The following is a 12,139-nucleotide window of genomic DNA, read 5'->3' as shown; positions in this document are numbered from 1 at the left end:
CGCTGTAACGGGTGAGGTGCGGGTGCTGAAGACCGACGCGGTGACGGGTGCTCCGCTCGCGGGTGGTGTGTTCCAGCTGTGGGAGGAGACCAACGGCATCCCCGGTCTCCAGACCACCGGCATCAACCCCGACACCCAGATCGGTGCCGGCTGCACCACCGGCGCCGACGGCATCTGCCGCCGCACGGTGGACCTGGGCACCTACTACTGGCTGGAGACCGCCGCGCCTCCCGGCTACACGCTGCCCGTCGACCCGGTCTTCGGTCCGCTGGTGCTGACGGCGGCCAACGCGGCCGAGGGCGTTCAGATCACTGCCCCCGACATTCCGCAGCTGCCCCTGACGGGTGAGGTGCGGGTGCTGAAGACGAACGCCGAGACCGGTGCTCCGCTGGCCGGTGGTGTGTTCGAGCTGTGGGAGGAGACCAACGGGATTCCCGGTCTCCAGACCACGGGCATCAACCCCGACACCCAGGTCGGTGCCGCGTGCACCACTGGTGCGGACGGTCTGTGCCGCCGCACGGTGGACGTCGGGACGTACTACTGGCGTGAGACGGCTGCGCCTCCCGGGTTCGTGCTGCCGGCCCAGCCGGTGTTCGGCCCGCTGGTGCTGACCCCGGAGAACGCCCAGGCCGGCGTCCAGGTGACCGCCCCCGACGAGCCGCAGGCTCCCGTCACCGGTGAGGTGCGGGTGCTGAAGACCGACGCGGTCACGGGTGCTCCGCTCGCTGGTGGTGTGTTCCAGCTGTGGGAGGAGACCAACGGGATTCCCGGTCTCCAGACCACCGGTGTCAACCCCGACACCCAGGTCGGTGCCGCGTGCACCACCGGCGCGGACGGTCTGTGCCGCCGCACGGTGGACCTGGGCACCTACTACTGGCTGGAGACCGCCGCACCTCCCGGATACGTGCTGCCGGCCCAGCCGGTCTTCGGCCCGCTGGTGCTGACGGCGGCCAACGCCGCCCAGGGCGTCCAGATCACCGCCCCCGATGCCCCGCAGCAGCCCGTGACGGGTGAGGTGCGGGTGCTGAAGACGGACGCGGTGACGGGTGCTCCGCTCGCGGGTGGTGTGTTCCAGCTGTGGGAGGAGACCAACGGGATTCCCGGTCTCCAGACCACGGGTGTCAACCCGGACACCCAGGTCGGTGCCGCGTGCACCACCGGTGCGGACGGTCTGTGCCGCCGTACGGTGGAGCTGGGTACCTACTACTGGCTGGAGACCGCCGCACCTCCCGGATACGTGCTGCCGGCCCAGCCGGTGTTCGGTCCGCTGGTGCTGACGGCGGCCAACGCCGCCCAGGGCGTCCAGGTCACCGCCCCCGATGCCCCGCAGCAGCCCGTGACGGGTGAGGTGCGGGTGCTGAAGACCGACGCGGTGACGGGTGCTCCGCTCGCTGGTGGTGTGTTCCAGCTGTGGGAGGAGACCAACGGGATTCCCGGTCTCCAGACCACGGGTGTCAACCCCGACACCCAGGTCGGTTCGGCCTGCACCACCGGCGCCGACGGCCTGTGCCGCCGCACGGTGGACGTCGGCACCTACTACTGGCTGGAGACCGCCGCACCTCCCGGGTACCTGCTGCCGGCCCAGCCGGTGTTCGGCCCGCTGGTGCTGACCCCGGAGAACGCTCAGGCCGGCGTCCAGGTGACGGCCCCCGATGTTCCGCAGGGCCCCGTGACCACCGGTGAGGTGCGGGTGCTCAAGACCGACGCCGAGAGCGGTGCTCCGCTCGCGGGTGGTGTGTTCGAGCTGTGGGAGGAGACCAACGGGATTCCCGGTCTCCAGACCACGGGCATCAACCCCGACACGCAGATCGGTTCGGCGTGCACTACCGGCGCGGACGGCTTCTGCCGCCGCACGGTGGAGCTGGGCACCTACTACTGGCGGGAGATCGCGGCGCCCCCCGGGTACGACCTGCCGGCCGACCCGGTGTTCGGCCCGCTGGTGCTGACGGCGGCCAACGCCGCCCAGGGCGTCCAGGTCACCGCCGGTGACTGCCCGTCGACGAAGCCGCCGGGCACGGGCTCGATCCACCTGAACAAGAAGGACAAGTGGTCGGGCGAGCCGCTGGCCGGTGCGGTGTTCGAGCTGTGGCGCGAGAGCAACGGCGTCCCCGGCCTGCAGACCGGGGGTGCCAACCCGGACACCCCCGCGGGCGGCTGCACCACCGACACCGACGGTGCCTGCGACTTCGACCACCTGGCGGTCGGGCAGTACTACCTGAAGGAGACCGCCGCGCCCGACGGCTACCAGCTCCCGCGCGACCCGGTCACGGGTCCCATCCAGGTGAACGACGACGACTGCGTCCCGATCTGCCTCACCAACAAGAAGGAGAAGGAAGAGGAGGAGTGCTGGTGACCGGTTGAACGAGCGGACCGCCCGGAGCAGATCGTCTGCTCCGGGCGGTCCGCTGTTGCGGCGGCGCGCCCCGGGCCGCTCAGCCGAGCACGTGTCGCAGGCCGCCCAGCAGGTGACCGCGGAAGGCCCGGTCCGCGTACGCCTCGGGTGCGTGGCCGAGCGCGGTGTAGAAGGTCGGCGCACCGTCGTGCTCCCCGCACCAGGCGAGCGGATGACGGTCGGCCAGGCCCATCGCCGCCCCGGTGTAGTCGGCCTCGTCCACGGTGAGCAGCACCCGGGCGCCGCGCTCGCGCGGGTCGGAGCGGAAGTCGTACCACTCGTCGGTCCACTCCCAGCGCGCCGGCAGGTGGGCGGTGGCCGGGTGGTCCGGGTCGGCGACCCGCACCGGCGCGGTCTGGATCGCCGGGTGACGGTCGAACCGGGCGCCGACCAGTCCCTCGAACCACGGCCACTCGTACGCCGTGCTGGACGCCGCGTGCACGCCGACCCAGCCGTGGCCGGCGCTCAGGTGGGCGCGCAGCGCGTCCTGTCCGGCCTCGTCGAGCACCGGGCCGCCGGTGGAGAGGAACACCACGGCGGCGTAGCGGCGCAGCGCGGCAGGCCGGAAGACGGCCGGGTCCTCGGTGGCGTCGACGGTGAAGCCGTGCCGTTCGCCCAGCTCGCCCAGTGCGCGGGTGCCGTCGACGACGGAGGCGTGCGGGAAGCGGAGGTTGCGACGGTAGATCAGGATCCGGGCCATGGTGGACGATCCTGCCAGCCCCGGCCGCGGCGCCCGCGTCCGGGCCCGACCGCGCTCCGGACCCGTGCTCCGGACCCGTGCTCCGGAACCGCGCTCCGGACCCGCGTCCGTCCGGGCCCTGACGGCGCGTTTCGCCTGCGTACGGCTTTGCCGAGGCATGGTCGAACATTGGCGTTCGACTGACCGGCACGCCCGGGCCCGTTCACCGCGCGTCCGTGTCCGGTCAACGCGTGGCTGGAAGAGTCCGGCCCATGGAAACTCCGAACATGGGCGTGCCGGTGAAGCTCGCCGAACGCATGAGCATGGCCGAGCAGCACGAGTACCTGCGGGCCCGTCACTCCCGCCGCCGGATGCTGCGTGCCGGCGCCGTCTCGGTGGGTGCGCTGGCGGTGGGCGGCGTCCTGGGCGGCGGCACCGCCTCGGCCGCCCCGGTCTCGCCGCAGCTGCTGACCGGAGGGGCCGCCGCGGGTGTCGACGGCTCGCTGGTCGCCCCGATCGGGCGCCACCTGTCCTTCGGTCCCGAGCCGGACACCCAGTTCCGGGTCTCCTGGCAGGTGCCGGCCCCGGTGAAGCGGCCGTTCCTGCGCTACGGCAAGAACCCGTGGGAGCTCGGCCACCGGATCGAGGCGGAGGTGCGCACCCTGCACACCCCGGCGCTCACCCCCACCGGCCAGCCGGTGGACCAGTACTACCTGCACGTGGCGCTGGAGGACCTCCACCCCGACACCACCTACTACTACGGCGTCGGCCACCAGGGCTTCGACCCGGCCTCGCAGCAGGCCATCTCCACCCTCGGCACCTTCCGCACCGCGCCCTCGCGCGAGCACCGCTGGGGCAAGGTGTACGAGCCGTTCACCTTCACCGCCTTCGGTGACCAGGGCGTCAGCGACCACGCCAAGGGCAACGACCACGTCATCCTGGCGCAGAACCCGGCGTTCCACCTGCACGCCGGTGACATCTGCTACGCCGACCCGGCCGGCTCCGGCCAGGACTCCGACAAGTCGGTGTTCAACGCCGCCACCTGGGACGCCTTCCTGGTGCAGACCGAGACGGTCGCCTCGAAGGTGCCGTGGATGGTCTCCTACGGCAACCACGACATGGAGGCCTGGTACTCGCCGAACGGCTACGGCGGCGAGAACGCCCGCTTCTACCTCCCGGACAACGGCCCGGACCGGCGCAGCGTCCCGGGCGTCTACTCGTTCCGCTACAAGAACGTCGGCGTCATCTCGCTGGACGCCAACGACGTCTCCTACGAGATCCCGGCCAACCTGGGCATCTCGGCGGGCAAGCAGACCCGCTGGCTGGAGCGCACCCTGAAGGACCTGCGGGGCGACGAGACCGTCGACTTCGTCGTGGTCTTCTTCCACCACTGCGCCTTCTCCACCACCCACCAGCACGCCTCCGAGGGCGGGGTGCGCGAGGCCTGGGTGCCGCTGTTCGAGAAGTACCGGGTCGACCTGGTGATCAACGGTCACAACCACGTGTACGAGCGCACCGACGCGATCCTCGGCAACAAGGTCTCCCGGGCGGTGCCGAGCGGTGCCACCGTCGAGCCCGCCAAGGACGGCGTGGTCTACGTGACGGCGGGCGCGGCCGGCCGCAGCCTCTACCGCTTCGACGCCCCGGACACCTACGAGGGCCACGAGAACCGCCTCGACTCGGTGGACACCTACTACTTCGCCAAGGGCGGCGGCAAGGTCACCGAGAAGGTCGAGTGGTCGCGGGTCCGCTACACCGGCTACTCCTTCATCAAGGTCGACGTGAAGCCCGCCCACCTGGGACAGAAGTCCGAGATGACCGTCACCGCCCTGGCCGAGGACGGCACCCGGGTCGACCACTACACGATCCTGCGCACGGTCGGCGAGGGCTGGGACAGCGACCACGACGACGACGGCCACGGCGGCGGCTGGGGCTGGTAACCCCCCGGCGCCCCGCCCCTCCGCACCCGGCCGGCCCCCGCAGAGCTCGCTCCGCGGGGGGCTCTGCCGTCGGAGAATTCGGACATTTCGACTTGCCAGTGCCGTGGCGCGGCCGTACCGTGGATGATGTGGATCGATTTGCCACGTCATCTACAAAGGGGCGAATATGAGCATGACCAACGTCGATGTCGACGATGCGATCCTCGCGGAGGCCATGCGCTTGATGGGGGCCAGCACCAAGAAGGACACCATCAACGGGGCCCTGGCCGACTACGTCAACCGCCTCAAGCGCCTGGAGGCCCTGGAGCGGCTCTCCGCGCGCGCGGCCCGCGGTGAGTTCGACCCGACCGAGCGGATCCACCGGGCCCGGAAGGCCGGCGGACAGGAGTAGCGGATGAGCGACATGGGCTTCCTGATCGACACCTCGGGGTTCGTCGAGTTGATGCGCAACCCGAGGGTGCTCGGCCGGTGGCGAGCCCCGCTGGAGTCCGGACTCCTCAGGATCGCCAAGGTGACCAAGGCGGAGATCCTCTACTCGGCCACCGGCCCCGCCCACCGTGACGAGCTGGAGGAAGAGCTCGACGACCTCTTCGGTGCGGCGCTCGGGCTTCCGAAGGGCGGTGAGGACTGGGCGCTCAACGCCCAGTACAAGCTGACGCAGAGGGGGCAGCACCGGTCGGCCGGTGCGGTGGACCTGCTGCTCTGCTCTGTCGCCGTCCAGCACGGCTACCCGGTGCTGCACGTGGACAGCGACTTCGCCGCCGTCGCCCGGGTGATCACCGAGCTCAGGGAGCGGGACGTCCGCGAGCCGTGACCGGGATCCGCCCGGAGCCCCCGCAGAGCTCGCTCCGCGGGGGCTTCGGGGGTGTCGGGGGCGGTCAGGTCTGGCGGTAGGTGGCGAGGAAGCGGCCGATGCGGTTGATGGCCGTCTCCAGGTCGTCGGCGCGGGGGAGGGTGACGAAGCGGAAGTGGTCGGGGCGGGGCCAGTTGAAGCCGGTGCCCTGGACGACGTGGATCTTCTCGCGGAGCAGGAGGTCCAGGACGAAGCGCTCGTCGTCGACGATCCGGTGGACGGCCGGGTCGAGCCGGGCGAAGGCGTAGAGCGCGCCGCGGGGCTTGACGCAGCTGACGCCGGGGATCTCGTTGAGGGCCCGGAAGGCGACGTCGCGCTGTTCGGCGAGGCGGCCGCCGGGCAGGACGAGGTCGTTGATGGACTGGTGGCCGCCGAGTGCGGCCTGGACGGCGTACTGGGAGGGCACGTTGGGGCACAGCCGCATGCCGGAGAGCATGGTGAGGCCCTCCAGGTAGTCGCTCGCGTGCTGCTTGGGGCCGGAGACGACCAGCCAGCCGCTGCGGAAGCCGGCCACCCGGTAGGACTTGGAGAGGCCGTTGAAGGTGAGGGTGAGCACGTCGTCGGCCAGGGCGGCCAGGCAGTGGTGCTCCACGCCGTCGTAGAGGATCTTGTCGTAGATCTCGTCGGCCAGCACCATCAGCTGGTGGCGCCGGGCGAGGTCGAGGATGCCCTCCAGCAGCTCCTTCGGGTAGACCGAGCCGGTGGGGTTGTTGGGGTTGATGACCACGATCGCCTTGGTGCGGGCGGTGATCTTCGCGGCGATGTCGTCGAGGTCGGGGAACCAGTCCGCCCCCTCGTCGCAGGTGTAGTGCACCGCCTTGCCGCCGGCCAGCCGGACCACCGCCGTCCACAGCGGGTAGTCGGGCATCGGGACGAGCACCTCGTCGCCGTCGTCGACGAGGGCGGTGACGGACATCTGGATCAGCTCGGAGACGCCGTTGCCGAGGTAGACGTCGTTGATGGTCACGCCCTCCACGCCGCGCTGCTGGTAGTACTGCACCACCGCGCGGCGCGCCGGCAGGATGCCGCGCGAGTCGCTGTAGCCGTGTGCGCGGGGGAGGTTGCGCATGATGTCCTGGAGGATCTCCTCCGGCGCCTCGAAGCCGAACGTGGCCGGGTTGCCGGTGTTCAGCCGGAGCACGCTGTGCCCGGCCTCCTCCAGCGCGTTGGCCTGGTCGACCACCGGGCCGCGGATCTCGTAGCACACATCATTCAGCTTGCTGGACTGCCGAAACTCCATCTGCGGCCTCCCGACCGTCACCCCGCGTCGATCCTGGTCGCTTTGTTCTACCAAGTAGGCACTTGGAAAGTCCAACCTCTTGGCTATGCTGATCCACATGTCACGCCGAAGCTACGACCAGTACTGCGCCGTCGCCCGCGCCCTGGACGCGGTGGGGGAGCGCTGGAGCCTCCTGATCGTCCGTGAACTCCTGGCCGGCCCGCGCCGCTACACCGACCTGCACGCCGACCTGCCCGGCGTCTCCACCGACATCCTCGCCGCGCGGCTCAAGCAGCTGGAGGGCGAGGGCGTCGTCGAGCGCCGCCGCCTCGAACGGCCGGCCAACGCCACCGTCTACGCGCTGACCGCGCGCGGCGCCGAGCTGCGGCCGGTCGTGGCGGCGCTCGGCGTCTGGGGGCTGGACGCGCTGGGGGAGCAGCGGCCGACCGACGCCGTGCGCACGCACTGGGTCACCGGCGGCGTGGAGGAGCCGGTCGGGGTCTGACCGGAGCGGGGTCCGACCGGGGCTCGGCCCGACCGGAGCCGGTCCGGGCCGGAGCGGAACGCGGCCGGGCCGCGGCGGGGCGCCCGTGTGGGAGGCGCCGTGCCGCGGCCCGGGGTCCTGCGGGTGTCGGGGGTCAGACACCCCACACCGAGAAGTCGACGGTGGCGTTGTTGCCCGAGCCGCCGGCCTTGCTGACGTGGAACTTCAGGTCACTGCCGGCCCAGTCGTAGCTGTTCGAGCCGACGTACGGGTTGTTCCAGTGCACCCGCACCAGACGCCCGTCGAGGGCGGGGTTCGCGCAGTTCTCCGCGTAGAACCCCGCTACCAACGGCCCCAACCCCTCGGTGCCGGTCGCGAATCCGTTGGACTCCGACGACCAGCTCCCCCGCTGCTGGTCGGCGATCCGCTCCGGCGGCTCGTGGCTCCAGATCCCGTGGCTCAGCTCCCAGGACTCCCGGGTGAGCGTGCAGCCGGTCCAGTTGGAGAGCCGGACGGTGGTGCTGCGGGCGGCGGTGGCGGCCGCGGCGGTGGTGCCCGAAGTGGTGCGGTCGGTGGTGGTGCGGTCGGTGGTCGGGGCGGCCGAGGCCGTCCCCGCCAGGCCGGCCGTCAGCGCGGCCGCGGCGGCCAGGGTGACCGCGGTGGCGCGCAGGCGGCTGGTGCTGTTCATGTGGTTCCCCCGAAGTGACTGTGGTGTGGTGCTGCTCGGGCCGGGCCTCGCGTCCTCCCGACGTGTCCCACTCTGCCCGGCGCCGATAAACGGTGGATCGGTATCCGCTTGCCGTGGCCGTTGATGCCCGTAGTGCCGGTGGTGCCGGCGGTTCCGGCGGTTCCGGTGGTGCCGGTGGTGCGGGGCTGATGCCGGGGTCTGCGGCCGGGGCCCGATCCCGAGGCCGCCGGGCCCCGTCGCCGTCCGCGCGCGTACGATCGTCGGGCCATGGAGAACACCGAGAACACGCCCGCCGCCGTCCGCGGTGGCGCCAGTTTCGCCAGCTACGTCGCCGTCGGGGACTCCTTCACCGAGGGCATGTGCGACGACCTGCTGCCCGACGGCCAGTTCCGCGGCTGGGCCGACCGCGTGGCCGCCCGGCTCGCCGCCGACCACCCCGAGGGCGGCTTCCGCTACGCCAACCTCGCCGTCCGCGGCAAGCTCATCGGCCAGATCCACGACGAGCAGCTGGAGGACGCCGCCGCCATGGGCGCCGAGCTGGTCACCCTGGCCGGCGGGCTCAACGACGTGCTGCGGCCGCGCTGCGACATCGCCCGGGTCGAGGAACTCCTCGGCGCCTCCGCCGCCCGGCTGCGCGCCACCGGCGCCACCGTGGTCATGTTCACCAGCACCGACCCGACCCGCCGGATGGCCGGTTCGGCCCGGCTGCTCCCGGCGATCCTGCGGATGAAGGCCTTCGTGCACGAGCTCGCCCAGGACCCGGGCATCGCCGTGGTGGACCTCTTCTCCGCGCCCTGCTTCGACGACCGCCGGCTCTGGGCGGAGGACCGGCTGCACCTCTCGCCCGAGGGACACCGCCGGGTCGCCGAGGCCGTCCTGGAGGCGCTCGGCCGCCCCGCCGGCTTCGACTGGCGCGCGCCGCTGCCGGCCGCCGCCCCGCCGACCCGCGGCGAGAAGCTGGCCGCCGACGCCCGCTGGGCCCGCACCCACCTCGGCCCCTGGATCGGCCGCCGCCTCACCGGCCGCTCCTCCGGCGACGGCCGGGCGCCCAAGCGCGCGGACCTGCTGCCGTACGAGGGCTGAGACGAGGGCCGGGACGGGAACCGGGACGAGAACCGGCACGGGGGGCTGACGCGCGGGCCGGGGCCGGGGCCCGTACCGGCAGCGAGCGTCAGCCGCGGAACAGGTTGTGGCCGACGTCCGACGGCACCTCGTCCTGGTACGGGGTGGAGTCCGGGCCGGGCACCCGCTCGCCCGGGACCGGCTCGGTGCCCTCCCGGTGCAGCAGGTACACGCCGTCCTCCGACCAGACCGTCCGGTACCCGTGCGCCAGCAGCAGCTCGATCCGGGCCGCCTGCTCCCGGTCGGTCCGGAACGGGAAGGACCGCTTGTCCGCCCGGATCAGCACGTACTCGCGTCCGCGCGGCGTCTCGTCGACCAGCACGACGTCGGCGCGGGCGGTCAGCCGGGGCGCGGCCTGGTTGTCGGCCTCGACGGAGGCGCCGTCCGGGACCAGCGCCGCGCCGCGCAGCAGCGCCGCCTCGCTCGTCTTCGGCTGCCAGTAGGCCGGCACGAACAGGTTGGCCGCCCCGAGCGGCAGCGCGGCCGCGACTGTCACGGCGGCCGCCGCCACGCCGAGCCGGCGGGTCAGCACGCGGTCGTGGCAGCGGCCCAGCACCTCCACTGCGGCGACCACCAGGATCGGCCAGAGGAAGGCGTCGTAGTGCCGGGCGACCGACCAGTGGTTCGGGTTGCTGGAGAGCACCCGCTCGGCGAGCAGCGGCACGGCGAGCAGCACGGTGGCGGAGCGCAGCGGCAGGAGGAACAGGGTGCCGAAGATCCAGAGCAGCAGCAGCGGCTTCAGCGGGGCGTCGAAGAACGCCGAGACCAGGAGGGTCGGGTCGGCGAGCACATGGGCGACCGCCGAGCCGCCGTCCTCGCCCAGCGCCTGGTAGTTCCAGTAGTAGCCGGGCACCCCGCCCATCGCCGGGACCAGCTTCGCGATCGCCACCGCCGAGGCGAGCGGGCCGCCGAGCAGCAGGCCCAGGCCCCAGCGGCCGGCCGGCCGGCGACGGTCGGCGTCCGGCTCCCGGCGTGCCCGCAGCAGCAGCACCAGGCCGTACGCGCCGACCGTCAGGCCCATGTCCTCCTTGGTGCAGCACAGCAGCAGACCGGCCAGCGCGGACGCCCAGTACTGCCGGGCCATGCCGCGTTCCAGCATCAGCAGTGTGAGCGGGACGGCGAACGCCACCTCGTGGAACCCGCCGCGCGAGGCCACCAGCAGCGGCCAGCCCAGCCCGTAGGCGAGCGCGGCCAGGTCGGCGGCGCGGCGGGCGGTGCGGGGGTCGGCGTCGGCGAAGCAGCGGTCGGTGATCCGCCGGATCAGCGGCACGCCGGCGGCGAAGCAGAGCGCCTGGCCGAGGAGCAGCGAGCGCGGGTCGTCCCAGAGCCAGTAGAGCGGTGCCATCAGCGCGATCACCGGCGAGAAGTGGTCACCGAGCAGCGAGAAGCCGGGCGGGAACGCGTGGTGGAAGCTCTTCAGCGTGGAGACCGGCAGGCCGAAGTGCGCGTAGCCGCGCACGCCCTGGTCGAAGATCCCGAGGTCGAAGCCGCCGAGCTGGAGGGTGGTCCACTGCTGCGCCGCGATCGCCAGGCAGACCGCGAAGCAGAGCAGGGTGAAGGCGACGGTGCGGGCGCGGGGCGGGAGGCGGAGGGCGGCCGGCTGCCCGGCGGCGGGCCGCTCGGTGCCCTCGGTGTCCGGGTACGGCGCCACGTCGTGCCGGGACATGCCTGGGTTCCTCCACTGGTGCGCCGGGTCTGCTCGTGTTCGGCCGACCACACTAACCGACGGCCGCGCGGGGGCTTGTCGGTACGCTCTACACCTGCACCACCGCACCGCGGTGAACAGCGCCGAACAGCGCCGTACCGCACTGGACCGCACCGCACTGGACCGTCGTACCGGAGGAACAACAGCATCGTGAGCGTCCCGGGCCTCAACCTCGTCTCCGACTGCGGGAACTGCTTCGGGCTGTGCTGCGTCGCGCTGCCGTTCGCGGCCGGCACCGACTTCGCCGTGAACAAGGCCGCCGGCAGCGCCTGCCGCAATCTGCAGACCGACTTCACCTGCGGCATCCACGAGCGGCTGCGGGACAGCGGCTTCCCCGGCTGCACGGTGTACGACTGCTTCGGGGCCGGTCAGCACGTCTCCCGGGTCACCTTCGGCGGGCGCAGCTGGCGCGAGGCCCCGGAGACTGCGGGCCCGATGTTCGAGGTGTTCCCGGTGGTGCGCCAGCTGCACGAACTGCTCTGGTACCTCACCGAGGCGCTCACCTTCGCCCCGGCCCGCCCCGTGCACGGGGAGCTGCGCCGGGCGCTGGAGGAGACCGAGCGGCTGGCGGGCGGGACGCCGGAGGAGATCCTGGCGGTCGACGTGCCGGCGCACCGGCAGGCGGTGGCCGAGTTGCTGCTCAGGGCGAGCGAGCTGGTCCGGGCCGCCGTGCCGGGCCGGCGCGAGCACCGGGGCGCGGACCTGTTCGGCGCCCGGCTGCGCGGGGCCGACCTGCGCGGGGCCAATCTGCGCGGCGCGCTGCTGGTCGCGGCGGACCTGGCCGGCGCCGACCTGCGGCTCGCCGACCTGGTCGGCGCGGACCTGCGGGACGCCGACCTGGCGGGCGCCGACCTCACCGATGCGCTGTTCCTCACCCAGGCGCAGCTCAATGCGGCCCGTGGTGACGCCGCCACCCGCCTCCCGGCGGCGCTGCGGCGCCCGGCCCACTGGCCCGAGAAGGCCGACGCCGCGGCCCCCGGCGGCGGCAGCGCCCGCGGGCCGCGCAAGCCGCAGGGCGGCGCCCGCGGTGGCGGTCGCCCGGGCAGGCCCCGGCGCC

At 72.8% G+C, this 12,139-nt stretch carries 9 protein-coding genes and 2 pseudogenes; 7 read left to right on the top strand and 4 right to left on the bottom strand.

From position 1 onward, the window contains the following. Window positions 1-22 precede the first annotated feature (22 nt). Window positions 23-2,353, top strand: coding sequence for a SpaA isopeptide-forming pilin-related protein (locus ACFXAM_RS15040; RefSeq protein WP_380291165.1), 2,331 nt, complete (start codon window positions 23-25; stop codon window positions 2,351-2,353). Window positions 2,354-2,432: 79 nt separating this feature from the next. Here ACFXAM_RS15040 and ACFXAM_RS15035 read toward each other — a convergent pair whose 3' ends face one another. Further along, complete coding sequence (locus ACFXAM_RS15035) at window positions 2,433-3,092, bottom strand: ThuA domain-containing protein (protein WP_380291163.1); 660 nt, start codon at window positions 3,090-3,092, stop codon at window positions 2,433-2,435. A gap of 251 nt (window positions 3,093-3,343) precedes the next feature. On the opposite strand from ACFXAM_RS15035, the gene ACFXAM_RS15030 reads away from it, so the two are divergent. The 3 genes from ACFXAM_RS15030 (at window position 3,344) to ACFXAM_RS15020 (ending at window position 5,825) form a co-directional block, all read left to right on the top strand. Continuing rightward, entirely contained in the window at window positions 3,344-5,011 is a 1,668-nt protein-coding gene (locus tag ACFXAM_RS15030) for a purple acid phosphatase family protein (protein ID WP_380291161.1), read from the top strand. Between the two features lie 166 nt (window positions 5,012-5,177). Further along, window positions 5,178-5,402 (top strand): type II toxin-antitoxin system VapB family antitoxin, encoded by a 225-nt coding sequence (locus ACFXAM_RS15025; RefSeq protein ID WP_380291159.1) that lies wholly within the window; start codon window positions 5,178-5,180, stop codon window positions 5,400-5,402. 3 nt (window positions 5,403-5,405) lie between these two features. Then, complete coding sequence (locus ACFXAM_RS15020; protein ID WP_380291157.1) at window positions 5,406-5,825, top strand: PIN domain-containing protein; 420 nt, start codon at window positions 5,406-5,408, stop codon at window positions 5,823-5,825. A gap of 64 nt (window positions 5,826-5,889) precedes the next feature. On the opposite strand, the gene ACFXAM_RS15015 is transcribed toward ACFXAM_RS15020, so the two are convergent. After that, entirely contained in the window at window positions 5,890-7,104 is a 1,215-nt protein-coding gene (locus tag ACFXAM_RS15015; protein ID WP_380291155.1) for a pyridoxal phosphate-dependent aminotransferase, read from the bottom strand. Between the two features lie 97 nt (window positions 7,105-7,201). On the opposite strand from ACFXAM_RS15015, the pseudogene ACFXAM_RS15010 reads away from it, so the two are divergent. Continuing rightward, window positions 7,202-7,552: pseudogene (locus ACFXAM_RS15010) on the top strand (winged helix-turn-helix transcriptional regulator); the annotation flags it as partial. 169 nt (window positions 7,553-7,721) lie between these two features. Here ACFXAM_RS15010 and ACFXAM_RS15005 read toward each other — a convergent pair. After that, entirely contained in the window at window positions 7,722-8,255 is a 534-nt protein-coding gene (locus tag ACFXAM_RS15005) for a hypothetical protein (protein WP_380291153.1), read from the bottom strand. Between the two features lie 267 nt (window positions 8,256-8,522). On the opposite strand from ACFXAM_RS15005, the gene ACFXAM_RS15000 reads away from it, so the two are divergent. Next, window positions 8,523-9,338 (top strand): SGNH/GDSL hydrolase family protein, encoded by an 816-nt coding sequence (locus tag ACFXAM_RS15000; protein ID WP_380291151.1) that lies wholly within the window; start codon window positions 8,523-8,525, stop codon window positions 9,336-9,338. 88 nt (window positions 9,339-9,426) lie between these two features. Here the strand turns inward: ACFXAM_RS15000 and ACFXAM_RS14995 are convergent, their stop codons facing one another. After that, window positions 9,427-11,043: a DUF2079 domain-containing protein gene (locus ACFXAM_RS14995; protein WP_380291149.1), complete on the bottom strand. Its 1,617-nt coding sequence runs from the start codon at window positions 11,041-11,043 to the stop codon at window positions 9,427-9,429. Window positions 11,044-11,229: 186 nt separating this feature from the next. On the opposite strand from ACFXAM_RS14995, the pseudogene ACFXAM_RS14990 reads away from it, so the two are divergent. Continuing rightward, window positions 11,230-12,033: pseudogene (locus ACFXAM_RS14990) on the top strand (pentapeptide repeat-containing protein); the annotation flags it as partial. Between the last annotated feature and the right edge of the window lie 106 nt (window positions 12,034-12,139).

Source organism: Kitasatospora sp. NPDC059462, assembly GCF_042749955.1.
In the GTDB taxonomy this organism is placed as follows: Bacteria; Actinomycetota; Actinomycetes; order Streptomycetales; family Streptomycetaceae; genus Kitasatospora.
The sequence above is the reverse complement of the archived record's forward strand: the minus strand, read 5'-3'. Positions and strand labels throughout refer to the sequence as shown.